The 24,522-nt window shown below is 73.8% G+C and carries 26 protein-coding genes; 18 read left to right on the top strand and 8 right to left on the bottom strand.

The window, feature by feature from the left end; all coding sequences use genetic code 11:
* Positions 1-33 precede the first annotated feature (33 nt).
* From GGE06_RS15565 to GGE06_RS15580, 4 genes are all read left to right on the top strand, one after another.
* Positions 34-1,275 (top strand): ferredoxin-like domain-containing protein, encoded by a 1,242-nt coding sequence (locus tag GGE06_RS15565; RefSeq protein WP_184931235.1) that lies wholly within the window; start codon positions 34-36, stop codon positions 1,273-1,275.
* Positions 1,272-1,925, top strand: coding sequence for a precorrin-8X methylmutase (locus GGE06_RS15570; RefSeq protein ID WP_376773547.1), 654 nt, complete (start codon positions 1,272-1,274; stop codon positions 1,923-1,925). Before GGE06_RS15565 ends, GGE06_RS15570 begins: the two co-directional genes overlap by 4 nt.
* Positions 1,922-3,415 (top strand): precorrin-3B C(17)-methyltransferase, encoded by a 1,494-nt coding sequence (locus GGE06_RS15575; RefSeq protein WP_184931082.1) that lies wholly within the window; start codon positions 1,922-1,924, stop codon positions 3,413-3,415. Before GGE06_RS15570 ends, GGE06_RS15575 begins: the two co-directional genes overlap by 4 nt.
* Before the next feature lie 121 nt (positions 3,416-3,536).
* Positions 3,537-5,231, top strand: coding sequence for a PA14 domain-containing protein (locus GGE06_RS15580; RefSeq protein WP_184931083.1), 1,695 nt, complete (start codon positions 3,537-3,539; stop codon positions 5,229-5,231).
* On the opposite strand, the gene GGE06_RS15585 is transcribed toward GGE06_RS15580, so the two are convergent.
* Positions 5,221-5,946, bottom strand: coding sequence for a cobalt-precorrin-6A reductase (locus GGE06_RS15585; protein ID WP_116160103.1), 726 nt, complete (start codon positions 5,944-5,946; stop codon positions 5,221-5,223). The two genes, GGE06_RS15580 and GGE06_RS15585, sit on opposite strands and share 11 nt — an antisense overlap.
* Positions 5,947-5,958: 12 nt before the next feature.
* On the opposite strand from GGE06_RS15585, the gene GGE06_RS15590 reads away from it, so the two are divergent.
* Together GGE06_RS15590 and GGE06_RS15595 are read left to right on the top strand one after the other, a co-directional pair.
* Positions 5,959-7,077 carry a cobalt-precorrin-5B (C(1))-methyltransferase gene (locus tag GGE06_RS15590; protein ID WP_116165428.1) on the top strand — a complete coding sequence of 373 codons (1,119 nt, stop codon included), beginning with the start codon at positions 5,959-5,961 and terminating at the stop codon, positions 7,075-7,077.
* Between the two features lie 40 nt (positions 7,078-7,117).
* The gene (locus tag GGE06_RS15595) at positions 7,118-7,684 is read left to right on the top strand and encodes a GNAT family N-acetyltransferase (protein ID WP_116160102.1); all 567 of its coding nucleotides are present in this window, start codon (positions 7,118-7,120) and stop codon (positions 7,682-7,684) included.
* Here the strand turns inward: GGE06_RS15595 and GGE06_RS15600 are convergent.
* The gene (locus GGE06_RS15600) at positions 7,669-8,346 is read right to left on the bottom strand and encodes a hypothetical protein (protein ID WP_312883148.1); all 678 of its coding nucleotides are present in this window, start codon (positions 8,344-8,346) and stop codon (positions 7,669-7,671) included. The genes GGE06_RS15595 and GGE06_RS15600 overlap by 16 nt on opposite strands.
* 93 nt (positions 8,347-8,439) lie before the next feature.
* On the opposite strand from GGE06_RS15600, the gene GGE06_RS44075 reads away from it, so the two are divergent.
* The gene (locus GGE06_RS44075; protein ID WP_099895366.1) at positions 8,440-8,514 is read left to right on the top strand and encodes a 50S ribosomal protein bL37; all 75 of its coding nucleotides are present in this window, start codon (positions 8,440-8,442) and stop codon (positions 8,512-8,514) included.
* 68 nt (positions 8,515-8,582) lie between these two features.
* Here GGE06_RS44075 and cobM read toward each other — a convergent pair whose 3' ends face one another.
* From cobM to GGE06_RS15615, 3 genes are read right to left on the bottom strand one after another with little or no spacing between them, the layout of a single operon-like run.
* Positions 8,583-9,332 (bottom strand): precorrin-4 C(11)-methyltransferase, encoded by a 750-nt coding sequence (cobM, locus tag GGE06_RS15605; protein WP_116160100.1) that lies wholly within the window; start codon positions 9,330-9,332, stop codon positions 8,583-8,585.
* On the bottom strand, positions 9,329-10,561 hold the full coding sequence (gene cbiE / locus GGE06_RS15610; RefSeq protein ID WP_312883150.1) for a precorrin-6y C5,15-methyltransferase (decarboxylating) subunit CbiE: 1,233 nt from the start codon (positions 10,559-10,561) through the stop codon (positions 9,329-9,331). The genes cobM and cbiE overlap by 4 nt, the downstream gene beginning before the upstream one ends.
* Before the next feature lie 48 nt (positions 10,562-10,609).
* The gene (locus tag GGE06_RS15615) at positions 10,610-10,750 is read right to left on the bottom strand and encodes a DUF6126 family protein (RefSeq protein WP_181924578.1); all 141 of its coding nucleotides are present in this window, start codon (positions 10,748-10,750) and stop codon (positions 10,610-10,612) included.
* A 113-nt stretch (positions 10,751-10,863) separates the two neighbouring features.
* Between GGE06_RS15615 and GGE06_RS15620 the strand changes: the two genes are divergently transcribed.
* The 4 genes from GGE06_RS15620 (at position 10,864) to GGE06_RS15635 (ending at position 13,450) form a co-directional block, all read left to right on the top strand.
* Positions 10,864-11,946: an LLM class flavin-dependent oxidoreductase gene (locus GGE06_RS15620; RefSeq protein ID WP_116160098.1), complete on the top strand. Its 1,083-nt coding sequence runs from the start codon at positions 10,864-10,866 to the stop codon at positions 11,944-11,946.
* 4 nt (positions 11,947-11,950) lie between these two features.
* Entirely contained in the window at positions 11,951-12,574 is a 624-nt protein-coding gene (locus GGE06_RS15625) for an FMN reductase (protein WP_116160097.1), read from the top strand.
* 61 nt (positions 12,575-12,635) lie between these two features.
* A complete protein-coding gene (locus tag GGE06_RS15630; protein WP_116160096.1) occupies positions 12,636-13,073 on the top strand; it encodes a universal stress protein in 438 nt (145 codons plus the stop codon).
* Positions 13,074-13,075: 2 nt separating this feature from the next.
* Complete coding sequence (locus GGE06_RS15635) at positions 13,076-13,450, top strand: VOC family protein (protein ID WP_116160095.1); 375 nt, start codon at positions 13,076-13,078, stop codon at positions 13,448-13,450.
* Between the two features lie 73 nt (positions 13,451-13,523).
* Here GGE06_RS15635 and GGE06_RS15640 read toward each other — a convergent pair whose 3' ends face one another.
* Together GGE06_RS15640 and GGE06_RS15645 are read right to left on the bottom strand one after the other, a co-directional pair.
* Positions 13,524-13,928, bottom strand: coding sequence for a hypothetical protein (locus tag GGE06_RS15640; RefSeq protein ID WP_116160094.1), 405 nt, complete (start codon positions 13,926-13,928; stop codon positions 13,524-13,526).
* An 87-nt stretch (positions 13,929-14,015) separates the two neighbouring features.
* Positions 14,016-15,347: an aminotransferase-like domain-containing protein gene (locus GGE06_RS15645; RefSeq protein WP_184931084.1), complete on the bottom strand. Its 1,332-nt coding sequence runs from the start codon at positions 15,345-15,347 to the stop codon at positions 14,016-14,018.
* Between the two features lie 76 nt (positions 15,348-15,423).
* Here GGE06_RS15645 and GGE06_RS15650 point away from each other — a divergent pair, with 76 nt between their 5' ends.
* From GGE06_RS15650 to GGE06_RS15665, 4 genes are all read left to right on the top strand, one after another.
* Positions 15,424-16,200, top strand: a complete 777-nt coding sequence (locus GGE06_RS15650) for an alpha/beta fold hydrolase (RefSeq protein ID WP_184931085.1) — start codon at positions 15,424-15,426, stop codon at positions 16,198-16,200.
* Positions 16,201-16,237: 37 nt separating this feature from the next.
* Positions 16,238-16,675 carry a DUF7144 family membrane protein gene (locus GGE06_RS15655; RefSeq protein WP_116160091.1) on the top strand — a complete coding sequence of 146 codons (438 nt, stop codon included), beginning with the start codon at positions 16,238-16,240 and terminating at the stop codon, positions 16,673-16,675.
* An 11-nt stretch (positions 16,676-16,686) separates the two neighbouring features.
* Positions 16,687-17,115, top strand: coding sequence for a hypothetical protein (locus tag GGE06_RS15660; RefSeq protein WP_184931086.1), 429 nt, complete (start codon positions 16,687-16,689; stop codon positions 17,113-17,115).
* A 140-nt stretch (positions 17,116-17,255) separates the two neighbouring features.
* Complete coding sequence (locus tag GGE06_RS15665; protein ID WP_116160089.1) at positions 17,256-17,498, top strand: DUF2630 family protein; 243 nt, start codon at positions 17,256-17,258, stop codon at positions 17,496-17,498.
* 91 nt (positions 17,499-17,589) lie between these two features.
* Here GGE06_RS15665 and GGE06_RS15670 read toward each other — a convergent pair whose 3' ends face one another.
* Entirely contained in the window at positions 17,590-19,536 is a 1,947-nt protein-coding gene (locus GGE06_RS15670) for a transposase (RefSeq protein ID WP_184931087.1), read from the bottom strand.
* A 310-nt stretch (positions 19,537-19,846) separates the two neighbouring features.
* Here GGE06_RS15670 and GGE06_RS15675 point away from each other — a divergent pair, with 310 nt between their 5' ends.
* From GGE06_RS15675 to GGE06_RS15685, 3 genes are all read left to right on the top strand, one after another.
* Positions 19,847-21,796, top strand: a complete 1,950-nt coding sequence (locus tag GGE06_RS15675; protein ID WP_184931088.1) for an FUSC family protein — start codon at positions 19,847-19,849, stop codon at positions 21,794-21,796.
* Positions 21,797-21,985: 189 nt separating this feature from the next.
* Entirely contained in the window at positions 21,986-23,461 is a 1,476-nt protein-coding gene (locus GGE06_RS15680; RefSeq protein ID WP_116160085.1) for an APC family permease, read from the top strand.
* Positions 23,462-23,532: 71 nt separating this feature from the next.
* Positions 23,533-24,522, top strand: coding sequence for a hypothetical protein (locus tag GGE06_RS15685; RefSeq protein WP_116160084.1), 990 nt, complete (start codon positions 23,533-23,535; stop codon positions 24,520-24,522).

The raw sequence follows: 24,522 nt of genomic DNA on the forward strand, positions 1-24,522 counted from the left end.
TCACACCCGGTGGTCAGCCGGTTCCCCGTGGGTATGCTCGCCGCCATGCCGCCCACCCCGCCCCCGACGCCCCGACCGGGCGAAGCTCGCATACGGGACCGTGGCGACGCCTGCCCCGGGGCGCTGCGCCTGCACCCCGCCGACGACGGTCGCCTGGCCCGACTGCGCCTGCCCGCCGGGTGTTTGACGGTCCGTCAGGTCGAGGTCCTGGCCCGGGCCGCCGAGACCCTGGGCGACGGGCGGATCAGCATCACCTCGCGCGGCAACGCGGAGCTGCGCGGCCTCGGCGAGGGCTGCGGGGCGGAACTGGCCGGCCTTCTGGCCGGGGCGGACCTCCTGCCCTCGCCCACCCACGAGCGCGTCCGCAACATCGTGGCCTCGCCCGGCGCGGGACTCGACGGACTCGGGTACGCGGACGTGCAGTTGTGGGCGCGCGCACTGGACACGGCGCTCTGCGCGGAGCCCCGGGCGGCGTCCCTTTCGGGACGGTTCCTGTTCCTCCTCGACGACGGGCGCGGGGACGTCGCCGGACTCGGCGGCGATGTGAGCTTGATCGCAGGACCGGAGGGGTCGGCTCTGCTGCGGCTCGGTTCGCACGCGTTCCGCCTCGCCGCCGCCGACGCCGTCCGGGCCGCCCTCACCGCCGCCCTCGCGTTCCTGGACGCCGCCGAGGCCGCCGGGAACGGGGCCTGGCGGCCCCGCGAACTGCCCGACGCGCACGTGCCCGACTGGGCCGGGGCCCTCGCGCGGTCCGGGATCACGGCGGAGCCCGTACCCGTACCGCCGCTTCCCGCGTCCCCGCCGCCCGCACCCGGCCCGCTCGGCGCGCACGCCCTGCACGTCCTCGCCCCGCTCGGCCGGCTGACGGCCGCCCAGCTGCGGGCCCTGGCCGACGGGGCCGGAGAGCTGCGGTTCACGCCCTGGCGGGGCGTGGTCGTCGTCGGCGCCGCCGCCGACCGGCTGCCCGGCCTGGAGACGCACGGCCTGGTCACCCGGCCCGACCTGCCCTCGGTCGGGGTCAGCGGCTGCACCGGGCGGCCCGGCTGCGCCAAGTCCCTCGCCGACGTACGGGCGGACGCCGGCCTCGTCCACCGCGGGGGCCTGCCCGTCCACTACTCCGGGTGCGAGCGCCGCTGCGGCCACCCGCACGGCACCTGGGTCGACGTCCTCGCCACCGGCGACGACACCTATCTGGTGGACGGCGTCCCCACCCCCCGTACCTCCCTGCCCGAAGCAGTGACCACGGCCCGCAGCCTGCCGACCCACACGAGATGAGCGAGAGCACCAGGATGTTCGACTACGAGAAGGACGGGACGGAGATCTACCGCCGGTCCTTTGCCACGATCCGCGCCGAGGCGGACCTCGCGGGCCTGCCCGCCGACGTCGCCCAGGTGGCGGTCCGGATGATCCACGCCTGCGGCATGACCGACCTCGTGCAGGACATCGCGTACTCCCCCGGCGTCGTCGCGAGCGCCCGCGCCGCCCTCCAGGCCGGCGCGCCCATCCTCTGCGACGCGCAGATGGTCGCCAGCGGGGTCACCCGCAAGCGGCTGCCCGCCGACAACGAGGTCCTCTGCGCCCTCTCCGACCCGGCCGTCCCGGGCCTCGCCGCCGAGCTCGGCACCACCCGCTCGGCCGCCGCGCTCGAACTGTGGCGGGACCGCCTCGAAGGCTCCGTCGTCGCCATCGGCAACGCGCCGACCGCCCTCTTCCACCTCCTGGAGATGATCGCGAAGGGCGCCGGGAAGCCCGCCGCCGTCCTCGGCATCCCCGTCGGCTTCATCGGCGCCGCCGAGTCCAAGGACGCGCTGGCCGAGAACGTCCTCGGCCTCGACTACCTGGTCGTACGGGGCCGGCGCGGCGGCAGCGCGATGACGGCCGCCGCGCTCAACGCCCTCGCCCACGAAGCGGAGATCCAGGCATGACCACCGTGACCGGCAAGCTGTACGGCGTGGGCCTCGGCCCCGGCGACCCGAACCTGATGACCGTCGCCGCCGTGAAGGCGATCGCGTCCGCCGACGTGATCGCGTACCACTCGGCCCGCCACGGCCGCTCCATAGCGCGCTCCATCGCCGCCGAGCACATCCGCGAGGACCACGTCGAGGAGCGGCTGATGTACCCGCTCACGGTGGAGACCACGGACCACCCGGGCGGCTACCGGGGCGCCCTGAACGACTTCTACGAGGAGGCCGCGGCCCGCCTCGCCGCCCACCTGGACGCCGGCCGCACCGTCGCCGTCCTCGCCGAGGGCGACCCGCTGTTCTACGGCTCGTACCAGCACATGCACAAGCGTCTTGCCGACCGCTACGACACGACCGTCATCCCCGGCGTCACCTCGGTGAGCGCCGCCGCCGCCCGGCTCGGCGAGCCGCTGTGCGAGGCGGAGGAGGTCCTCACGATCATCCCCGGCACCCTGCCGGAGGACGAGCTGACGGCCCGCCTCGCGGGCACCGACTCGGCGGTCGTGATGAAGCTCGGCCGCACGTTCCCGACGGTGAAGCGGGCCCTGGAGCGGGCGGGCCGGCTGGACGACGCGCGGTACGTGGAGCGCGCCTTCATGCCGGGCGAGCGCACGGAGAGGCTCACGGACGTCGACCCCGAGTCGGTCCCGTACTTCTCGGTGGCGGTCCTCCCCTCCCGCATCGACCAGGAGCCTCCCGTACGGGAGACGGGCGAGGTCACCGTCGTCGGCACCGGCCCCGCCGGGGCGCCCTGGCTCACCCCCGAGTCGCGCGGCGCGCTCGTCAACGCCGACGTCCTCGTCGGCTACACCACCTACCTCGACCGGGTCCCGGTCCTCCGCCCCGGCCAGATCCGGCACGGCTCCGACAACAAGGTCGAGTCCGAGCGCGCCGAGTTCGCCCTCGACCTGGCCCGGCGCGGCCGGAAGGTCGCGGTCGTCTCCGGCGGCGACCCGGGCGTCTTCGCCATGGCGACGGCGGTCCTGGAGGTGGCCTGCGAGCCGGAGTACGCGGACGTGCCCGTACGGGTCCTCCCGGGGGTCACCGCGGCCAACGCGGCGGCGGCAGCGGCGGGCGCCCCGCTGGGCCACGACTACGCCACGATCTCCCTCTCCGACCGCCTCAAGCCCTGGGACGTCATCGAGGCCCGCCTCCGCGCGGCCGCCTCCGCCGACCTGGTCATCGCCCTCTACAACCCGGGCTCCAAGTCCCGCACCCACCAGGTCGCCGCGGCCCGCGACCTCCTCCTCGAACTCCGCGCCCCCGAGACCCCGGTGGTCGTCGCCCGCGACGTCGGCGGCCCGGAGCAGTCGGTCCGTGTCCTCACCCTGAAGACCCTGGACCCCGCAGAGGTCGACATGCGCACCCTCCTCCTGATCGGCTCCTCGCAGACACGGGCGGTCGAACGGGGCGACGGCCGCACGATCACGTGGACGCCGCGGCGGTACGGCTGAGATCCAGGGCATGAGATCCGAGGTGGGGGCGGGCACAACCCTTCCCCCACCTCGGGAGTCACACAGGAGTTCCCCCGTTTCACATGCCTCCCATAGGTCCGGAAAGGGCCCTCCCCCTGTGATGACTCGTACCCGGCTGAGCGCCCTGGCCCTCACGGCCGCCCTCGCCGCCTCCGGCGGTCTGCTCACCGCCACTCCGGCCGCCGCGGCCGTCACCTGCACGGCCCCCGTGTGGAAGGCGGAGTTCTTCGCCAACTCCACGTTCAGCGGCACCCCCAAGCTGACCTCCTGCGACAGCGCCATCGCCGAGAACTACGGCTACGGCGACCCGGCGGGCGGCAGGCTGCCGCGGGACGACTTCTCCGTCCGCTGGTCGGTGACCCGGGACTTCGGCTCCGGCGGGCCGTTCACCTTCGCCGCCGCGGCCCAGGACGGCATCCGCGTCAACCTCGACGGCGTCCGCAAGATCGACCTGTGGCGGAACGTCTCCACCACCCAGACGAAGACGGTCAGCCTGACCATTCCGTCCGGCCGCCACACCCTCACCGTGTACTACGCGGCCTGGACCGGCGCCGCGAACGTCAAGTTCGCCTATACGCCGGTCACTTCGGCCACCGTCGACAAGGTCCGCCCGCTCGCGCCGGCCGGCGCCACCGTCGCGTACGACAAGACCCTGAACAAGGTCACCCTGCGCTGGGCGGCGAACAAGGAGATGGACCTCGCCGGCTACCGCGTCTACCGGCGCCTCGGCACCTCCACCACCTGGACGAGGGTCAGCAGCGCCACCGCCCCGGTCACGGCCGCCTCGTACGTCGACACCCCGCCCGCGACCGGCCAGACGTACCTGTACGAGCTCCGCGCCGTCGACAAGGCCGGCAACGAGTCCCCGGGCGGCGCCGACCTGACCGTCGTGTCCGTGGACAGGACCCCGACCGCCGCCCCGGCGGGCGTGGCCGCGTCCGACGGCTACACCGGCGTCGTCCTGGCCTGGCAGCCGGTCACCGGCGCGGCGACGTACACCGTCCACCGGCAGCGCACCGGCACCACCGACCCCGTCGCCCAGGTCGCGACCGGCGTCACCAGCGCCACCTGGAAGGACACCGCCGCCACCGAGCGGACCGGCTACACGTACTGGGTCTCGGCCGTCGACGCCGCCGGCAACGCCTCGGCCCGCACCGCCGTCGCCGTCACGCGCGGCGACTACGCGCCCGGGGCTCCGAAGGACCTGACGGCCGTGGACACCGGCAGCCACATCCGGGGCTTCGCCCTGAGCTGGACCGCCCCGGCGGACACCGACGTGGCCTCCTACCGCGTCTACCGCGGCGGCTCCCTCATCGGAACCGCCTCCACCCCCTCGTACACCGACGAGAACGGCCTCTGGCACGGCACGACGTACCGGTACACGGTCACGGCCGTGGACCGCGCCGGCCACGAGTCCCCGGCCTCCGCCGAGGCCGTGGTCACGACCGAGGGCGACCTGATCGCCCCGGCGCCCGTCACCGGCGTCAAGGCGACGCCGCGCGAGGACGGCGTGCTCGTCGAGTGGGACGCGAGCACGGAGCCCGACCTCAAGCGGTACGAGGTCTACCGGGCCGAGAAGTACGACGACGGCGACGGCGGCACCGTCTGGCTGGCCCACCGCGTCGAGTACCTCTCCAAGACGGCCACCTCGTTCCTGCACCCGAGCGAGGCGGACGGCGAGAACGTGATGTACACCGTGATCGCCGTGGACCAGTGGGAGAACATGCTCCGGGCCGAGGACCCGAGCCTGAACTGGGCCGAGGTCACCGAACTCGGCACGCCCGTCAGCAGCTAGCCACCCAGGCGGCGGCCTCCTCCGGGGTCGCCGCCACCGGGACGCCGGAGGGGACCGGGGGCCGCCGGACCACCACGACCGGGAGGCCCGCCTCGCGGGCCGCGGTCAGCTTCGGGGCGGTCGCCGCGCCGCCGCTGTCCTTCGTCACCACCACGTCGATCCGGTGGCGGGCGAGGATCTCCCGCTCGCCGTCCAGGCTGAACGGGCCCCGGTCCAGGAGGACCTCGGCCCGGGCCGGCATCGGGACGTCCGGGGCGTCCACCGAGCGGACCAGGAACCACTGCGGGCAGGCCGCGAAGGCCGCCAGGCCCATGCGGCCGGTCGTCAGGAAGACCCGGTCGCCGAACCCGTCCAGGGCCCGCGCCGCCTCCTCCAGGGACGCCACGGAACGCCAGTCGTCGCCCTCCCCCGGGACCCAGCCGGGGCGCCGCAGCGCCAACAGGGGAACATGGGCGGTGGCGGCCGCCCGGGCCGCGTTGAAGCTGATCCGCTCGGCGAAGGGATGGGTGGCGTCGATGACCGCGTCCACGGCGTGCCCGGCCAGCCACTCCACGAGCCCGTCGACACCCCCGAACCCGCCGATCCGGACCTCGCCCGCCGGCAGCCGGGGGCTCGCCACCCGGCCCGCGAGGGAGCTGGTGACCCGGACCTCGCCGTGCAGCAGTCCGGCGAGGGCGCGGGCCTCGGTGGTCCCGCCGAGAATGAGTACGTGCACAGGAGCCTCTTCGTGACTTCAGGCGGCGGGCGTGAGGCCCAACTCAAGCACACCGGCCTCCGGCCGGGATGGACGACCGGTGCCTGCGCGACGGCGGCCACCACCGCCGCGTACACCGCGCTGCTCACCGGCGACTTCCCCGACCCGGTGACGATCACCCTCCCGAAGGGCCAGACGCCGTCCTTCGCGCTGACGGCCGAGGCCCTTGAGGACGGCTCCGCCATGGCCGCCGTCGTCAAGGACGCCGGCGACGACCCGGACGTCACGCACGGGGCCGTGATCCGCTCGACGGTACGGCTCCTGCCGCCGGGTTCGGGCGTGGTCTTCCGCGCGGGCCCCGGCGTCGGCACCGTCACCCTGCCCGGCCTCCCGCTGGAGGTCGGCGAACCCGCGATCAACCCCGTGCCCCGGCAGCTGATGCGCGAGCACGTCGCCGCGGTCGCCGCCGCACACGGCGCCCCCGGGGACGTCGAGATCACCGTCTCCGTCGACGACGGCGCCGAGATCGCCCGCTCCACCTGGAACCCGCGCATCGGCATCCTCGGCGGCCTGTCGATCCTCGGCACGACCGGCGTCGTCGTCCCGTACTCCTGCTCCGCCTGGATCGACTCCATCCGCCGCGGCGTCGACGTGGCCCGCGCGGGCGGCCTCACCCACGTCGCCGGCTGCACGGGCTCCACCTCCGAGCGGACCGTCACCGGGATCTACGACCTGCCGGAGATCGCGCTCCTCGACATGGGCGACTTCGCGGGCGCGGTCCTGAAGTACATCCGCCGCCACCCCGTCGACCGGCTCACGATCTGCGGCGGCTTCGCCAAGCTCTCCAAGCTGGCCGCCGGCCACCTCGACCTCCACTCGGCCCGCTCCCAGGTCGACAAGGCCTTCCTCGCCGAGCTGGCCCGCACCGGCGGCGCCTCCGACGCCCTCGCCGCCGAGATCGCCGCCGCCAACACGGGCCTCGCCGCCCTCCGCCTCTGCGAGGCCGCGGGCGTGCCCCTGGGCGACCTCGTCGCCGCCCGCGCCCGCGACGAGTCCCTGTCCGTCCTGCGCGGCGCGCCGGTCGCGGTCGACGTCGTCTGCATCGACCGGGCGGGCGTCGTCGTCGGGCGGTCGGCGGTGGCGGGGCCGTAAACCGCACGACAGCGCCGCGCCGCTCGCCGAGAATCCCCGGATGACCGACTTCTCGCACAAGCCCACCCTCACCGGTGACCTGGTGGTCCTCCGTCCCGTCACCGAGGCGGACGTGCCCGCGCTGCTGCCGCTGTTCGAGGACCCGGAGGTCACCCGGCTCACCGGCAGCCACCGGCGCTTCGACGAGGCGGCCCTGCTGAAGTGGTACGGCTCGCGCGGCGCGCAGGACGACCGGCTCGACCTCGCCGTCGTCGAGCGGGCCACCGGGCGGGTCGTCGGCGAGGCCGTCCTCAACGAATGGGACCCCGACAACGAGAGCTGCGCCTTCCGGATCGCCTTCGTCCCGGACGCCGTCGGCCGGGGCCTCGGCACGGAGGCGACCCGCCTGATCGTCGGCCACGGCATCGAGGCGCTCGGCCTGTACCGGATCTGGCTGGAGGTCTACGCCTTCAACCCCCGCGCCCGCCGCGCCTACGAGAAGGCCGGCTTCCGGCCGGAGGGCGTCCTGCGGGGCGCGCTGCGGTGGGAGGGCGAGCGGGTGGACGCGACGCTGATGTCGGTGCTCGCTCCGGAGTGGGGAGCGGACACCCGTCAGGCCGTCGGGTAGCCGATCTCCGCGATGTCCTCGGCCAGGTCGGCGAGCTCCACCTCCGGGTTGAGGGCCGCCACGACCTCCGGGGTCAGCGGCCGGAGGGCCAGGACGTGGCGTACGGCCTCCAGGTCGACCGGCTGCTCGTAGTAGTCCTCGGCGAACTCGGCGTACGCCTCCGCCGAGCGGTCGACGAGCAGGTGGAGGAGGCGGCCGGAGCCGTCCGGGTCCTCGTGGCCGTCGAGGTCCGGGAACTCGACGGGGCCCGTGCGCCAGGCCGGGTCCGTGGTCTCGCGCCACAGGCAGGCGGTGGTCACGTGCACCCCGTCCTCGTCCGTGAACGCGGGCTCCGTCAGGTACTCCCGGAAGGCCTCCGGGACCCCGTCGAGGATCCCGGGCCAGGTCTGCCCGTCCGCGAGCGGCCCGAACGGGCTCAGCGGCGACTCGTGGTCGAAGACGCGCGCGAACGCCCCGGCGGCGGAGAGGACGATCGTGTACTCGCCGCCCGAGCCGTCCTTCATCGACGCCAGCTGCTCGGTCTCCGACCAGTGCGCGTCGAAGGAGTAAGAGCGGTCCTCCCACTCCGGGCTCAGGACGGCTTCCAGCATCGCGAGCCCCCGGGAGTGGTCGCGCAGTTCCTCGATGCCCGGCAGCGCCCGGGCCACGTCGTAGACGGTCACGGGGACATTCAAGCCCCTGGCACCGACATGCGGCACCGCGGCCCTGAACCTAGGCTCTTGCCCAGACAGAGTCCCCGAGAGAGAGGGAGTCCCATGGCGAAGCGCGGCAACAAGAAGCGTGCCCGCAAGAAGAAGAAGGCGAACCACGGCAAGCGGCCCAACGCCTGATCGTGGTGCTGACGGAGGCCGGACCCGTGTGGGGGTCCGGCCTCCGTCACGCCAGCGGACGGTGGACGTCAGCAGACGTGGCGGTCGCGCGCCGGGTCGTACAGGTGGCTGTCGCGGAACTCCGAGGCCGCCAGCGTGCGGCCGACGATGATGACGGCCGTCTTCGTGATGCCCGCCGCCTTCGTCTGCTCCGCGATGTCCTCCAGGGTGCCCCGCAGGACCACCTCGTCCGGCCGGCTGGCCATGGCGACGACGGCGGCCGGGCAGTCGGCGCCGTAGTGGGGGACGAGCTCGCCGACGACCCGGTCGACGTAGCGCGCGGCGAGGTGGAGGACGAGCAGGGCGCCGCTGCGGCCGAGGGTGGCGAGGTCCTCGCCCTCCGGCATGGGGGTGGCCTGCTGGGCGATGCGGGTGAGGATCACCGTCTGGCCGACGGTCGGGACCGTCAGCTCCCGCTTGAGCGCGGCGGCGGCCGCCGCGAAGGCCGGGACGCCGGGCACGACCTCGTACGGGATGCCGAGCGCGTCCAGGCGGCGCATCTGCTCGGCGACCGCGCTGAAGACGGACGGGTCGCCGGAGTGGAGGCGGGCGACGTCCTGGCCGGCCTCGTGGGCCGCGACGATCTCGGCGACGATCCGGTCCAGGTCGAGGTTGGCGGTGTCGACGAGCTTCGCGTCCGGCGGGCACTCGGCGAGCAGTTCGGTGGGCACGAGCGAGCCGGCGTAGAGGCAGACCCCGCACTTCGCGAGGGTCCGCGCGCCGCGCACGGTGATCAGGTCGGCCGCGCCGGGGCCCGCGCCGATGAAGTAGACGGTCATGAGTCGGTACAACCCTTCGTTACGGACCACTGGGTGACGGGCATGGCCTGGCGCCAGCCGGTGAAGCCGCCCACGGGCACGGCGGTGGAGACGGCGAGCCGGACCAGTTCGCCGTCGTGGCGGCCGTACCACTGGGCGAGGAGCGCCTCGGACTCCAGCGTCACGGTGTTGGCGACGAGCCGGCCGCCGGGCGGCAGGGCCTCCCAGCAGGTGTCGAGGAGGCCGGGCGCGGTGAGGCCGCCGCCGATGAAGACCGCGGACGGCGTCTCCAGGCCGGACAGCGCCGCCGGCGCCGGTCCCGTGACGACCTTCAGGCCGGGTACGCCGAGGGCGTCGGCGTTGCGGGTGATGCGGGCGGCCCGCTCGGGCGACTTCTCGACGGCGATCGCCCGGCAGGAGCGGTGGGTCCGCATCCATTCGACGCCGATGGAGCCGGAGCCGCCGCCGACGTCCCAGAGGAGTTCGCCGGGGGCGGGGGCGAGGGCCGCGAGGGTGGCGGCGCGCACGTACCGCTTGGTGAGCTGACCGTCGTGCTCGTACGCCTCGTCGGGGAGTCCCGGCGCGGCGCCGAGCCGGAGGGTGCCGGGGTCGCGGGCGCAGTCGAGGGCGAGGACGTTGAGGGGGTCGGTGCGCTCGTGCGGCCAGTCGGCGGCGGTCCCGTCGAGGAGCCGCTCGGCGGGGCCGCCGAGCTGTTCGAGGACGCGGATGCGGGTGCCGCCCCAGCCGGTGGCGCGCAGCAGCTCCGCGACCCGCGCGGCCGTGTCGGCGCCTTCGCTGAGCACGAGGAGGCGGCGGCCCTCGTGGAGGGCGGCGGAGAGCGCGGCGAGGGGCCTGGCGACGAGGGAGAGGGTCTCGACGGCTTCGAGGGGCCAGCCGAGCCGGGCGCAGGCGTACGAGACGGAGGACGGGTGGGGGTGGATGCGGAGGCGGTCGGCGCCGACGGTCTCCGCGAGGGTGCGGGCGATGCCGTGGAAGGAGGGGTCGCCGCTGGCGAGGACGGCGATCGCGCGGCCCTCATGGGCGGCGAGCAGTCCGGGGACGGCGGGGCGGAGGGGCGAGGGCCAGGCGATCCGCTCGCCGGGGCAGTCGTCCGGGAGGAGGCCGAGCTGGCGGGGGGCGCCGAGCAGGACCTCGGCGGCGCGCAGCGCGCGGCGGGCGCTCTCGGGGAGCCCGTCCCAGCCGTCCGCGCCGATCCCGACGACCGACACCACCGATATCGCAGCGTTCACGTCGGGGACTCTACGTGAGGGGCGCAGGTGGGCGGCACGTGGCGGCCCTCACTTCGGGGCGTTCTGCCCGACGTAGAAGAGGAGCCAGACGAAGCCGGCGAAGGCGTGCGTGGCGAAGACGTACACGAAGACGCGGAGCATCACGCCCCGCTCCTTCCAGCGCTCGTTGTCGTACGTCTTCCCGGCCATGCCCTCCAGGGTACGGGCGGCCGGAATAGAGGAGGGGGTCGCGCCGTTGGAGCAGATAGTTTAAGCTTCAACCACTGAGTCAGATCGACTCGGAAACGCGAGAGGTGAGCACGATGCAGTTCGGGATCTTCACCGTCGGCGACGTGACGACCGACCCCACCACCGGCCGCACCCCCACCGAGCACGAGCGCATCAAGAACACCGTCGCGATCGCGCTCAAGGCCGAGGAGGTCGGGCTCGACGTCTTCGCGACCGGCGAGCACCACAACCCGCCGTTCGTCCCGTCCTCCCCGACGACGCTCCTCGGGCACATAGCCGCCCGCACGGAGAACCTGATCCTGTCGACCTCGACCACCCTGATCACCACCAACGACCCGGTGAAGATCGCCGAGGACTACGCGACCCTCCAGCACCTCGCCGACGGCCGCGTGGACCTGATGATGGGCCGCGGCAACACCGGCCCGGTCTACCCGTGGTTCGGCCAGGACATCCGCCAGGGCATCCCGCTCGCCATCGAGAACTACGCGCTCCTCCACAAGCTGTGGAGGGAGGACGTCGTCGACTGGGAGGGCAAGTTCCGCAGCGCCCTCCAGGGCTTCACGTCCACCCCGCGCCCGCTCGACGGCGTCCCGCCGTTCGTCTGGCACGGCTCCATCCGCTCCCCCGAGATCGCCGAACAGGCCGCCTACTACGGCGACGGCTTCTTCGCGAACCACATCTTCTGGCCCAAGCAGCACACCGAGAAGATGGTCCGGCTCTACCGCCAGCGGTACGCGCACTACGGCCACGGCACCCCCGAGCAGGCGATCGTCGGCCTCGGCGGCCAGGTGTTCGTGCGGAAGAACTCGCAGGACGCGGTACGGGAGTTCCGCCCGTACTTCGACAACGCGCCGGTCTACGGCCACGGCCCCTCCCTGGAGGAGTTCACCCGCGAGACCCCGCTGACCGTCGGCTCCCCGCAGGAGATCATCGAGCGCACCCTGTCCTTCCGCGACTACGTCGGCGACTACCAGCGCCAGCTGTTCCTCGTCGACCACGCCGGACTGCCCCTCAAGACGGTCCTGGAGCAGCTCGACATCCTCGGCGAGGAGGTCGTCCCGGTGCTGCGCAAGGAGTTCGCGAACCTGCGGCCCGCCGGCGTGCCGGAGACCGCCCCGCTCCACCCCGCCGTCACCCGCACCACCCAGGAGGTCTGACGCCATGCAGACGTTGAAGCTGGTCGCCGTGTCCGCCGGACTCAGCGCGCCCTCCTCCACCCGGCTGCTCGCCGACCGGCTGCTCCAGGCGGCCCGGTACCGGCTGGCCGAGCAGGAGTACGCCGTCGACGTCGAGGTCGTCGAACTGCGGGACCTGGCCGTGGACATCGCGAAGAACTTCGTGACGGGCTTCCCGTCGGCGGCGCTGGAGGAGGCCGTCGAGAAGGTGACGTCGGCGGACGGGGTCATCGCGGTGACGCCGGTCTTCACCGCCTCCTACAGCGGCCTGTTCAAGTCCTTCTTCGACCTCGTCGACCCGTCCGCGCTGACCGGAACCCCGGTCCTCATCGGCGCGACCGGCGGCACGGCCCGCCACTCCCTGGTCCTGGACCACGCCCTGCGCCCGCTCTTCGCCTACCTCCGCGCCTCCGTCTCCCCCACCGCGGTCTACGCGGCCTCGGAGGACTGGGGCTCGGGCGGCGACGAGTACACCGAGGGGCTGCCGGCCCGGATCACCCGGGCGGGCAACGAGTTCGCGGACACGGTGGCCGCCCGTCCGGCCCGGCGGACCGACGACGAGGAGATCGTCCCCTTCGAGAAGCAGCTGGCGGATCTGCGCCTGGACTGACCGGTTTTGTTACGTTAGGTCCACTGACGGCGCACTGGCAGCGACGAAACGGAGGTCGGCGATGGCCGGCGGCAGGATCGTGGTGGGCGTGGACGGATCGGAACCTTCCCTGAAGGCCCTGAAGTGGGCGGCCGCGCAGGCCGCCCTCACCGGGGGCCCGCTCCAGGCGGTGATCAGCTGGGACTACCCGGCGGTGTGGGCGTCGGTGATGCCGGGCGTCCCGCTCCAGTACGACCCCGAGGAGCTCTCCCAGCAGATCCTCGACCAGGCGGTGGACGCCACCCTCACGCCCGAGCAGGCCGCCACCGTCACCCGTACGGTCGTCGGCGCCAACGCCACCCAGGCCCTCATCGACGCGGCCGCCGACGCGGACCTCCTCGTCGTCGGCGACCGCGGCTACAGCGGGTTCAAGGCGGCGGTCCTCGGCTCGGTCTCCTCCCACGTCACCCAGCACGCGCCGTGCCCGGTCGTGGTCGTACGGGGCGAGGTGCGGTCCTGACCATGGACATCAGACTGGAGCTCATCGGCGTCCCCGTCACCGACGTCGACCGGGCCAAGGCCTTCTACGAACGGGTCGGCTTCCACGCCGACCACGACGTCACGGTCAGCGAGGACATCCGCTTCGTCCAGCTCACCCCGCCCGGCTCGGCCTGCTCGATCGCCCTCGGCAAGGGCATCACCGCGATGGCCCCCGGCTCGCTGGACAACATGCAGGTCGTCGTCACCGACATCGAGGAGGCCCACGCGGACCTGACGGCCCGGGGGATCGAGGTCAGCGACATCTCCGACCAGCCGTGGGGCTCCTTCGTCTACTTCCAGGACCCGGACGGCAACCGGTGGTCGGTCCAGCAGACGACGCCCCGGGGGGCGGCGTAGGCAAAGGCCGGGGCCCCGCTCGGGGCCCCGGCCGATACGACGGCGTCAGTACGGCGGCGTCAGTACGGCGGCGTCAGTACGGCGCCGGGTGGCCCGTCGCGTCCTCGTGCGTGTAGAAGAGGTAGAACGCCGAGCCGCCGGCGATCGCCCCCACGATCAGCCCCAGCAGCACCGACGAGTAGATGCTCGCGCCCGAGAGGCTGAACAGGAAGCCGATCGCGATGCCCGCGTAGGCACCCCAGGCGGCGCCCCGCAGCTCGCGGGGCAGGACGTGGCCGTAGCGCCGGAGGGCGTACATCCCGACGGCGACGACGACGGCGGAGATGAGGCCCAGCCAGAACTGTCCCCAGCTGAGCGCGCCTCCGTCTCGGGCGATCACCGGCGCGTACAGGCCGTACAGGACGCCGGTCGTCGCCGGGAGGGCCCAGCCGTGCGTGCTGAATGAGCGCCGGACGGGCACCGCTGCGTGTGCGGCCATGGCAGGAGCTCCTTCGTGTCCGACCCCCCTGGTTCCGGGTTCCCGCACCCTCCAGGGCACACCCGCGCCCCGCACCCCGCAAGTGGATCACGGGCCTGCGGCGGCCACCTCGGCCAGCCGGGCCAGGGCCTCGTCCAGGACCGCGACCGGCGGCGACGCGAGGCCGAGCCGGACGGCGTCGGGCGCGGCGGCGCGGCCGACGGCGAAGGCGCTGCCGGGGGTGACGGCCACGCCCGCCCGCGCGGCGGCCGCGGCCGTGAAGGTCTCGGCGCGCCAGGGCGCGGGCAGCTCCCACCAGCAGTAGTAGGCGTGCGGGGAGGTCCGGAGCGCGTGTCCGGCGAGGCGGCGCCGGAGCAGGGCGTGCCGGGCCTCCGTGTCCGCCCGCTTGAGCGCCACGGCCTCCGCGACCGTCCCGTCCCCGGTCCAGCGCGTCGCGGCGGCGAGGGCGAGCCCGCCGGCCGTCCAGGCGCCGGAGCGCAGGGCGTCGGCGGCGGCGGTGCGGAGCCGGGCGGGGACCACGAGGTAGCCGACGGTGAGTCCGGGGGCGAGCCGCTTGGAGAGGCTGTCGACGAGGAGGACCTGCTCGGGGGCGTGCGCGGCGAGCGGCGCGGGCGCGTCGGGGGCGAGGAACGCCCAGGTGGTGTCCTCGACGGCGGTCAGCTCCAGGCGGCGGAGCAGCTCGGCGAGTTCGGCCCGCCGCCCTTCCCCGGCGGTGGCGGAGAGCGGGTTGTGCAGGGTGGGCTGGAGGTAGACGGCGGCGAGCGGCGCGGCCCGGTGGGCGGCCTCCAGGGCTTCGGGGCGTACGCCTTCGGCGTCGAGGGCGAGCGGGACGAGCCGGATGCCGAGCCGTTCGGCGACCGCTTTGACCAGGGGGTACGTGAGGGCTTCGACGCCGAGGCGGCCGCCGGGCGGGACGAGGGCGGAGAGCGCGGCGGCGAGGGCCTGGCGGGCGTTGCCCGCGAAGAGGACGCCGTCGGGGTCCGGGGCCCAACCGGGCCGGGCGAGGACGGCGGCGGCCGCTTCCCGGGCCTCCGGGGTGCCGCCGGCGGGGGCGGGCCGGGAGACGGCCTCGGCGAGCACGTCGGGCCGGGTGAGCGCGGCGAGGGCGCGGGCCATCAGCTCCGACTGGCCGTCGCTGACGGGGTAGTTGAGCTGGAGGTCGACGGGCGCGGCGCCGGTCGCCTCGGCGAGCGCGGGTCCGGGCAGCGGGGGTGCGGCGCGGACGAAGGTGCCGCGTCCGACCTCGCCGACGACGAGGCCGCGGCGGGCCAGCTCCCCGTACACCCGGATCGCGGTCGAGTTCGCGATGCCGTGACGGCGGGCGAAGACCCGCTGGGGCGGCAGCCGGTCGCCGGGGCGCAGCCGCCCGTCCCGCACGGCGGCCTCGACCCGGTCCGCGATCCTCCGGTACTCGTCCATCTCCGGCCCCTCCCGCATTGCACCGAGAGCAAAGATCTTATTGCACCGAGGAGTTGGGGATGCCTAGCCTGCGGTCATGCCCACCTTCTACGAGGACCGGGGCACCGGCCCCGCCCTCCTCCTCGTCCACGGCCACCCGTTCGACCACACCATGTGGCAGCCGCAGATCGACCGCTTCTCCCGCGCCGGCTACCGCGTCATCGCCCCCGACCTGCGGGGTTACGGCGCCACGCCCCTCGGCGCGAGCAGCGGCTCCACCCTCCTCGGCGACTTCGCCGAGGACCTGGCCGGTCTCCTCGACGCCCTCGGGATCGACGACTGCGTCGTCGCCGGCCTCTCCATGGGCGGCCAGATCGCCATGGAGTTCGTCCACCGCCACCCCGGGCGGGTCCGGGGCCTCGTCCTCGCCGACACCTTCCAGGCCGCCGAGACCGAGGACGGCAGGAAGGCCCGGAACGCCATGGCCGACCGGCTCCTGCGGGAGGGCATGCGCGGGTACGCCGACGAGGTCCTCGACCGGATGGTCGCCCCGTACAACACCCATGCCGCACCGCACGTCCACCGCATGATGTGCGCCACCGACCCGGTCGCCGCGGCGGCCGCCCTGCGCGGCCGGGCCGAGCGCCCCGACTACCGGGAGACGCTCGGCGCCCTCGCGGTGCCCGCGCTCGTCGTCGTCGGCCGGGACGACACGTACACCCCGGTGGCGGACGCGGAGGAGATGCACGCCCTGCTGCCCCACTCCACGCTCACCGTGATCGAAAGGGCCGCCCACCTGCCCAATCTGGAGCGGCCCGAGGAGTTCGACGCGGCCCTCGACGCCTTCCTGCGCTCACTCGTTCGGCCCAGCTGAAAGTTCGGAATCGTACGAACGCTCCCACGATGGGGCCATGAGCCAGAACACCGCACCCCGCAAGGCGGCCCCCCAGCAGAGCACCTCCGGCGCCTGGGCCTCCGGAGGCACCCTCTTCGCCGGCGTCCTCATGCTGGTCACCGGCTTCATGGACGTCTTCCAGGGCATCGCAGGCATCGCCGAGGACGACGTCTACACCCGCATCGGCGACTACGTCTTCAAGTTCAACCTCACCACCTGGGGATGGATCCACCTCATCCTCGGCGTCATCGTCGCCATCGCCGGCTTCGGCATCCTCAAGGGCGCCGAGTGGGGCCGGATCGCCGGTATCTCCCTGGCCTCCCTCAACGTCCTCTTCCAGTTCCTCTTCCTCCCCTACCAGCCGTGGTGGGCGCTGTTCTCGATGGCCATCTCGATCTTCGTGATCTGGGCGCTGGCCACGGACGACGCGTACGGCACGGACCAGCGGTACTGAGGCGCCGGCCCATGCGACGCACCAAGACCGTGGTCGCGCTCGCCGCGACGGTGCTCCTCGCCCTCACGGGCTGCGACACCGCCAAGAACAAGGCGGGCGAGATCGTCTCCTCCGCCACCGCGGCCGTCGCCTCCGCCGCCCAGGAGAAGATGAACGAGGTCAAGGACGGGGTGAACGCCACCGGGGACGTCCGCGCCGGGGCGACCAGCACCGACGGGGACCGGACGGTCGCCGAGATCACCGCGACCAACCCCAAGGACAAGACCGCCGACTACACGATCATGGTCACCTTCCGTGACGCCGACGGCAATCTGCTCGACGCCGTCGTCCTGAACATCGACGGCGTCGAACCGGGCAGGTCCAAGACGGGCACGGCCCGCAGCAACCGGACGCTCTCGGGCGCGACGAAGGCGGAGATCACACAGGCCCTACGCCACTGAGGTCCGCCGTGGGCGGCGCTTCCGCGCCCCGTTGTGGGCAATCGTTCCGCACGGCGGGGGCGGGGCGCAGGCCCCACCACGGGCCCGGGGGCGCCCCTCTCGACCTGCGGGCCGCGCGTCGATCCGCCACGCTGGAAGGCATGGACAACGACGAGATCCTGGACGACATCGGCACCCTCGTCGAGGAGGAGCGCGCCCTGCGGGAGCGCGCGGGAACGGGCGGCCTTCCCCCCGAGGAGCGCGCCCGCCTCGCCGAGCTGGAGATCCGCCTCGACCAGTGCTGGGACCTGCTGAGGCAGCGCCGCGCGAAGGCCGAGTTCGGCGAGGACCCGGACACGGCGGCCCTCCGCCCGCCGTCCGAGGTCGAGTCCTACCGCAACTAAGACTTGTTCCGCGATTCACCAGAGGGTGAGCTGCGGGTCGCAGCCGGGGCGGCGTCCGGGCTTTCCGGTGTGGTCACGCACGGGGCGTGTCTCATCCGGGGTTGCTCGGTGGGTGCCACCGTCCGGCGGTTCGGGGAGCAGAGGTCTCACGGCGTTGCCGTGGGACTGCCACGCGACCAGCACCCCGGGGGATGTTCCGGCACGGTGTGGTTGACTCGCCCAGCGCTTCTTCCAGCGCTTCTGCATAAACGATCTGTGCGTGCCGGGACAGGTTGCTGTCCAGGTACGCGGTCCTGGGGTCGTCCACGTCGGCGAGGCGGACGAAGGCGGCCGGGGCGGCGGACACGAGGTCGCGCTTGCCGACGAGGCCGCAGGCAATGCACCTGTGCTCGCGGTCCCACAGCGTCTTGGAGACGCGCCGGCCGCACAGGCAGTGCTGCGACAGGACCGTGGACCAGGTGGAGGCCCGGACGAGACGGCCGCCCGCAGCCCGGCACTCCCGGTCGAGTGCGGAGATCAGCATTCCCGGGGTGGTCCGGGACAGGCGCTTGCCCCACAGCCGGTGCCAGGTGCGGATGTCGCAGTCCTCCACCGTGAGGTTCACGCCGTGGGCGGCGATGACCTCCCGTGCCACGGTGCGGGCACGGAACCTGCGGTGTTCGGCGGCGGATGCGGCGGCTTCGGTCTGGCGGGCGCGCTGCTCCCGGTAGTCGGCGGACAGCCGGTCACGGCGGAACGCCTGCTTCGGCACCCCATCGGACCGTGCGGCGCGGGCACCGCCCGGCACCGTGACCGTCCTGGCGGGCAGGCCCTTGGAGGCCCGCCGGTCGGCGCGACGGGTCTGCTTCTTCGACAGCCCGTACTGACCGGTGTTCATCGCCCGACGGGAGCGTTCCAGGGCCCGCGCACGACCACGCCGCTTCTTCGCCCGCTTCTCCAGCAGGGCGCGCTCGGCGTCGGTGAGCGTGATCTCGGTGGAGGCCGGGACGCCCGTGCCGGGGTCCAGGGCGGTGGGGAAGGAGACGATCGAGAGGTCGGAGACGTTGCCGTCCACCCCGCCGATCCGGTCAAGCCGAGTGGCCTGCTGCCGCATCTCCCGTACGGCGGGTGAGGTGTGGCCGGGGCCGAGGACCATCAGGTGCGCCTCGTACACCCAGCCACCCGGAGCCCCCGGCTTGCGGCGGCGGACCAGGTCCACCTTGTGCCAGCGGCCGGGGTCGGCGAGGAAGTGCTCGACGCGGGCCCACTGCCCTGCCCCCTGTGGGATGCGCACGGGCAGCACGAGGTCACCGGCCTCGCCGGCGGGGCCGCCCGCGAAGACGACGGCGAGCGGGCCGGTGTGGTCCCACCAGTTCGCTTTGCGCATACTGGGCTTGCCGGACGCGGTGGTCTTGTCCGTGGGCACGGTACCGCTCGGCGCGGTCGGCTTGGGCATCCACCGGGGCTGCTGCATCTCGTGCCGGCCGCCGTCGGTGTAGGCCATGGCGTGGCCGTGGAGGGTACCGGCGAGGCGGAAGGTCTCCCACTTGTCGGCGGTGGTGTGGGAGCGGGCGCGGCCGGGGATGCGGGTGAAGTCGTGCCGGCGGCCCACTTCGGGGCGGCCGTGTCGCTGTCCGGTGGCGTTGGCGAAGAGGTGGCGCTGTACGCCGTTCCAGACCTCGTCGGCCATGTGCATGGCCAGGGCCTTGGAGGCGTGGTGCTTGAGATGCACCGAGCCCTCCAGATGCCGGTAGGCGCACCGCTCCAGGGCCTCACGGGACAGGCCGAGGCGCTGCCGTACCGCCTTCGCACCCGGCCCGTTCCGCTCGTGGTGCGCGGCCCAGTAGGCATCCACCCTGGCACGGGCGTCGCGCTGGACGGCTCGCTTGATGTACCACATCGCGCCGAACAGCCTGCCCAGCCGGGCCAGGTCGGCGGGATCGGTGACGGCCAGCGGCAGCACCATCACCGACACCGTCCCGCCGTCGGGCTTGGTCCACTTCGGGGCCTTGTTCTTCCCCCGGAACCTCCGCGCCGCCTGGGCAACCCGCACAACCATCGCCCCCCCCTCGCCGCATCACCCCCGCTTCGGATCAACCTAGAGAAAGCCCCGCACGCACAGGCGAATCACGCACACGTTCACCAATGCTCGCGACATATCGCACGGATGTACGCGCAGAGGGCGCAGCTGGATCACGGCGACGTGCTCCAAGAGCGACCGGCGCAGAAACGACATCGCCGCCCACCGCGCCACCACGGCCGACCAGCCAGCCGGACACCGCCTCCTCATCGGCGACGGCGCATACCGCGCCGCACGGTGAATTACGGAACGTCCCTATAGCCGCACGGGCCCGGCGTACGTTGGTCGCATGGAGCGGTCCGTACGGGGCACCCCGCCCGCCTGGCTCACCGCCGGCCTCAAGCCGGCCCCCGCGCCGATCCCCTGGGCCGCCGTCGCCCGCGCGGCGATCGCGCTGTCCGTGCCGCTCGCGGTGGGCCTCGCGACGGGGCGGCCCGCGTACGGCGCGCTGGTCTCGATGGGCGCGCTGTCCGGCGTCATCGGCGACACCGCCGACGCGTACCGGATGCGGGTCTTCAACATCGCGGTGCCGCAGGCGTTCGGCGCGCTCGGCGTGACCCTCGGGACCCTCGTCTACGGGGAGGGATGGGCCGCCGTCGCCGTCCTCACCGTCGTCGCGCTCGTCTCCGGGATGATCTCCTCGATCGGCGCGGTCGCCTCCGTGTCCGGCCTGCTGCTCCTCCTCAACGCCGTCGTCGGCGCGGGCCTGCCCATGCCCGCCCCCTGGTGGAAGGCCCCGGTCCTGCTCGGCCTCGGCGGGCTCTTCGTCCTCGCCCTGACGCTCCTCGGCTGGCCGATGCGCCGCGTCGCCCCCGAGCGGGGGGCCGTGGCCGCGACCTACCGGACGGTCGCCGAGCTGTACGAGGCGACCGGCACGCCCGCGTACGACGAGAAGCGGCAGGCCGTCACCGCCTCCCTCAACCAGGCGTACGACGTGGTCCTCGCCCACCGCGCCCGCCAGCACGGCCGGGCCGCGCCGCTGGTGCGGATCCTGGCCCAGCTGAACGTCGCCATCCCGCTCGTCGAGGCCGCGCCCGCCGCGCACCTGAGGGCCCGGCTCGTCGGCCCGCTGTCCCCGGCGATCCCGGCGGCCGTGCGGGAGCTCGCGGACGCCGTCGAGGAGGGCCGCACGGGCGCCCCCGCACTCGACGACCTGCCCGTTCCCGAGCGTCCCGCGGAGAAGGCGGTCGACCACGCCCTGCGGCACGCGGCGGCCGTCGTCCACGAGGCCGACCCCGACCCGTACAACGTCGACGACCGCCTCGGCCGCCCCGCCGCGCTCCGCGTCCGGGTCCGCCGCTCGGTCCGCGCGGTGCTGTTCTCCGACGCGTCCTGGCGGTACGGCCTGCGGCTCGCGCTCTGCATCGGCCTCGCGCAGGCGTTCGTCTCCCTGATCCCGGTCCCCCGCTCGTACTGGGTCGCGCTCACCGTCACCTTCGTCATGAAGCCCGACTTCGGCTCGGTCTTCTCGCGGGCCGTGCTCCGCGCCGCCGGCACCGCCGCCGGACTCGTCCTGGCCGCGCTCGTCCTCTCCGAGGTGCCGCGCGGCTGGTGGGACGTACCGGTGATGGCCGTGCTCGCGGCGCTGATCCCGGCGTCCTCCGCGAAGGGGTACGCCTTCCAGACCGCGGCCATCACCCCGGTCATCCTGCTGCTCTCGGACACGCTCAACCACCAGGGCTTCGACCTGGTCCTGCCCCGCCTCTACGACTCCCTCATCGGCTGCGCGATCGCGCTGATCGCCGGCTATCTGCTCTGGCCCGAGTCCTGGCACTCCCGGATCGGGGACCGGCTCGCGGACGCGGTCGCGGACACCGCCGCGTACGTGGCGCGGGCCTTCGGCGGGGGCGGCCCGGACCAGGGCGCGCGCCTCCGCGCCCGCCGGAAGCTCTACCGGGACCTGTCGACGGTCCGCTCCGAGTTCCAGCGGGCCCTGACCGAACCGCCGCCGACGGGCGCCCGCGCCGCCGCCTGGTGGCCGCTGGTCGTCGCCGTGGAGCGGATCGTGGACGCGACGACCGCCGCCCGGATCCGGGTCGACCACGGCGCCCAGGCGCCCGACCCGGCGGAGGTGGCCGCCGTGGAGCGGGAGTTGAGGGAGCTCGCGGACGGACTGCGCGGCACGGACACCCTCGTGGAGGTCCGCGCGGAGCTCCCCGGAGACGAGAACGGAGTCCTGGCGCCGCTCCGTTCGGAGGTGAGCGCGGCCCGCGCCATCGCCAGTCCCGACCTGCGGTAAACGTCTCCCGGGGGGCGCACGGAAGGACTTACCGGCGGTTACGGAATGGAACCTTCCCCACCGCCATTACCGGAACGCCACGGTACGACTACGATGCGCTCGATCCGTCGGCCCCAACCGGCCCGGAAAGCCCGACGCTTCGCTCCGCCGCCTCGCCCTGCCCCACCCCAGCGTCCCGAGGACTCCGCCATGCGCACCACCACGAACAGAGGGCTCCAGCCCAATGTGCTCGGTACCTTCGACACGATCGTGATGGCCGTCGCCGGCAGCGCCCCCGCCTATTCGCTGGCCGCGACCACCGCCGTCCTCTTCGGCGCGGTCGGCCTCGCCGGGCCCGCCGCCCTGCTCTACTGCGCGATACCGATGCTCGGCATCGTCCTCGCGTACGCCCGCCTGGGCCGCATCGACGTCAACGCCGGCGCCGGATACTCCTGGGTGGGCCGCACCCTCCACCCCTTCCTCGGCTTCCTCTCGGGCTGGGCGCTCGTCATCGCCGCCACCGTGTTCATGGTGGCGGGTTCGCTGCCCGCCGGCTCGCTCACGCTCTCCCTGATCGACCCGGATCTCGCCGCGAACACCCCGCTCGCGGCGGGCGTCGGCGCCGCCTGGTTCCTGATGATGCTGCTCGTCGTCCTGGGCGGCGCGCGGCTCACCGTACGGGCGCAGCTCGTGATGTCCGGCGTGGAGATGCTGATCCTGGTCGGCTTCATCCTCGCCGCCGTCGTGCATCGCGGCCGGGCCACCGCCTTCGACTGGTCCTGGTTCGCCCTCGACCACTTCCACGGGACCGACACCTTCGCCGCCGGGGCGCTGATCGCCGCGTTCTACTACTGGGGCTGGGACGTCACCAGCAACCTCAGCGAGGAGACCCGGAACAGCCGCCGCACCGCCGGGCTCGCCGCGCTCGTCGGCGTCGGCTTCGTCTTCCTCCTCTTCGAGGCCTTCACCGTCGCCGTCAACGTGCTGCTGAGCGCCGAGGAGATCCGTACCGCCGGACCCAACGTCCTCGCCGTCCTCGGCGAGGAGATCTGGCCCGGCGTCGGCGGCAAACTGCTCGTCGTGGCCGTCCTGCTGTCCACCGTCGCCACCCTGGAGACCACCCTCCTCCAGGTCACCCGCTCGCTGTTCGCGATGGGCCGCGACCGGACCCTGCCCGCCTCGCTCGGCCTCGTGCACCGCCGCTGGAACACCCCGTGGGTCGCGATCGCCGCCGTCGGCGGCGCCGCCCTCGTGATGTTCTGCGCGGCCGCGGCCGCCGGCTCCGTGCAGCAGATCCTCAGCGACGCCGTCGCCGCGATCGGCCTCCAGATCGCGTTCTACTACGGCCTCGCGGGCATCGCCGCCGTCGTCGCGTACAAGGCGGTCCTGTTCCGCTCCGTGCAGAACCTCGTCCTCGGCGGACTGTGGCCGCTGCTCGGCTCCGCGTTCATGCTGTGGGCCTTCGTCGCCTCCCTCGGCGAACTCTCCACGACCGCCCTCACCATCGGTCTCGGCGGCCTGCTCGTCGGCGTGCTCCCGCTGCTCGTGTACTGGCGGAAGGGCAGCGACTACTACCGCCCGGCCCGCCTCGACGCGGTCCGCGCGCTCGCGGCGGCGGAGGGCTCGGCGCCGGCGACGCGGCCGCGTACGGGAACGCGCGACAAGAGCTACGCGACGGACTTCTGACGCCGGTACGTCCGTACCTACCGGACAGAGCGACTTCTTCCTACGGCAGCCGAACCCGAAGGAGGCCCCCGATGGCCGTACGCCGCCGCTCCGTGCGCCCGTCCCGCCAGGAGCGCTTCGTACCCGACTTCGACCCGGACTTCGGGGACCGGGCGCTGACCGAGGCGCGCCACGACATCGTCATCGGCCGCTGGCAGGGCGTACGGGACCTGCTCGCCGCCACCGGTACGGACTGGGCGCGCCGCACCCACCGGCTGCGGCTCCTCTCGCACGCCGCCGCCGGCAGCTCCACCGTCGAGACCTGGCGGGCCGCCGAGCCCGGCAACCCCGACGCCGCCGTGCTGCGGGCCGCGACCGAGGTGGTACGGGTCTTCGACTCGGCCATCGCGGCCGGCCGGGGCGCCGTCGTCGAACGGGCCCGGATCGACGCGGCCGTCGACGCCTGCCGGGGCGCGGCGGAGGCGGCCCCCGCGGACCCGATGCCGTGGGTCTCCCTCCTCTCGGTGGCCAGGCTCTACGAGGGCGGGGTGGCACGCCGCGAGCTGAGGCACTGGTTCGACGAACTGCGGCGCCGGGACCCGTACAACACCGAGGGCCACATCCAGGTGCTCCGCTACTGGTCGGCGCGGTGGCACGGCACGCACGGCAGCATGTACGACTTCGCCCGCGACGCGGCGGGCGTGGCCCCGCCCGGCTCCTCACTGCCGGTCCTGGTGCAGGTGGCCCGGGTCGAGGAGTACCGGTACATCGCGGACGGGGCGCTCGGCCGGGGCCCGGTGCGCGGCTTCGACCAGCACTGGAAGCACGAACTGGCCGTGACGGAACTGCGCCGGACGTTCGCGCGCTGGATCGGCGGCCGGGACCCGGGCCGCCCGGTGGCACCGGAGGAGGTCGGCGACCTCAACTTCCTCGCGCACGCGGCCTGTTACGCGGGCCAGGTGGAGATCGCGAGGGACGTGATGACCCTGCTGGGGAAGCGGGCGGCGTGGGTGCCGTGGTCGTACACGGGGGACCCGGAGGAACAGTTCACGAGGTTCAGGGAAGGCCTGGGGGTGGAGTGA

Source organism: Streptomyces nymphaeiformis (genome assembly GCF_014203895.1).
GTDB lineage: Bacteria > Actinomycetota > Actinomycetes > Streptomycetales > Streptomycetaceae > Streptomyces > Streptomyces nymphaeiformis.

What these genes read in the sequence shown, in the direction of transcription:
- GGE06_RS15680 (WP_116160085.1), top strand. Translation starts at nt 21,986, where the DNA reads ATGCGCACCACCACGAACAGAGGGCTCCAGCCCAATGTGCTCGGTACC.
- GGE06_RS15625 (WP_116160097.1), top strand. Translation starts at nt 11,951, where the DNA reads ATGCAGACGTTGAAGCTGGTCGCCGTGTCCGCCGGACTCAGCGCGCCC.
- GGE06_RS15630 (WP_116160096.1), top strand. Translation starts at nt 12,636, where the DNA reads ATGGCCGGCGGCAGGATCGTGGTGGGCGTGGACGGATCGGAACCTTCC.
- GGE06_RS15670 (WP_184931087.1), bottom strand. Translation starts at nt 19,536, where the DNA reads ATGGTTGTGCGGGTTGCCCAGGCGGCGCGGAGGTTCCGGGGGAAGAAC.
- GGE06_RS15645 (WP_184931084.1), bottom strand. Translation starts at nt 15,347, where the DNA reads ATGGACGAGTACCGGAGGATCGCGGACCGGGTCGAGGCCGCCGTGCGG.
- GGE06_RS15640 (WP_116160094.1), bottom strand. Translation starts at nt 13,928, where the DNA reads ATGGCCGCACACGCAGCGGTGCCCGTCCGGCGCTCATTCAGCACGCAC.
- GGE06_RS15650 (WP_184931085.1), top strand. Translation starts at nt 15,424, where the DNA reads ATGCCCACCTTCTACGAGGACCGGGGCACCGGCCCCGCCCTCCTCCTC.
- GGE06_RS15575 (WP_184931082.1), top strand. Translation starts at nt 1,922, where the DNA reads ATGACCACCGTGACCGGCAAGCTGTACGGCGTGGGCCTCGGCCCCGGC.
- GGE06_RS15660 (WP_184931086.1), top strand. Translation starts at nt 16,687, where the DNA reads ATGCGACGCACCAAGACCGTGGTCGCGCTCGCCGCGACGGTGCTCCTC.
- GGE06_RS15655 (WP_116160091.1), top strand. Translation starts at nt 16,238, where the DNA reads ATGAGCCAGAACACCGCACCCCGCAAGGCGGCCCCCCAGCAGAGCACC.
- GGE06_RS15685 (WP_116160084.1), top strand. Translation starts at nt 23,533, where the DNA reads ATGGCCGTACGCCGCCGCTCCGTGCGCCCGTCCCGCCAGGAGCGCTTC.
- GGE06_RS15665 (WP_116160089.1), top strand. Translation starts at nt 17,256, where the DNA reads ATGGACAACGACGAGATCCTGGACGACATCGGCACCCTCGTCGAGGAG.
- GGE06_RS15675 (WP_184931088.1), top strand. Translation starts at nt 19,847, where the DNA reads ATGGAGCGGTCCGTACGGGGCACCCCGCCCGCCTGGCTCACCGCCGGC.
- GGE06_RS15635 (WP_116160095.1), top strand. Translation starts at nt 13,076, where the DNA reads ATGGACATCAGACTGGAGCTCATCGGCGTCCCCGTCACCGACGTCGAC.
- GGE06_RS15570 (WP_376773547.1), top strand. Translation starts at nt 1,272, where the DNA reads ATGAGCGAGAGCACCAGGATGTTCGACTACGAGAAGGACGGGACGGAG.
- GGE06_RS15580 (WP_184931083.1), top strand. Translation starts at nt 3,537, where the DNA reads ATGACTCGTACCCGGCTGAGCGCCCTGGCCCTCACGGCCGCCCTCGCC.
- GGE06_RS15595 (WP_116160102.1), top strand. Translation starts at nt 7,118, where the DNA reads ATGACCGACTTCTCGCACAAGCCCACCCTCACCGGTGACCTGGTGGTC.
- GGE06_RS15620 (WP_116160098.1), top strand. Translation starts at nt 10,864, where the DNA reads ATGCAGTTCGGGATCTTCACCGTCGGCGACGTGACGACCGACCCCACC.
- GGE06_RS15565 (WP_184931235.1), top strand. Translation starts at nt 34, where the DNA reads ATGCTCGCCGCCATGCCGCCCACCCCGCCCCCGACGCCCCGACCGGGC.
- GGE06_RS15615 (WP_181924578.1), bottom strand. Translation starts at nt 10,750, where the DNA reads ATGGCCGGGAAGACGTACGACAACGAGCGCTGGAAGGAGCGGGGCGTG.
- cobM (WP_116160100.1), bottom strand. Translation starts at nt 9,332, where the DNA reads ATGACCGTCTACTTCATCGGCGCGGGCCCCGGCGCGGCCGACCTGATC.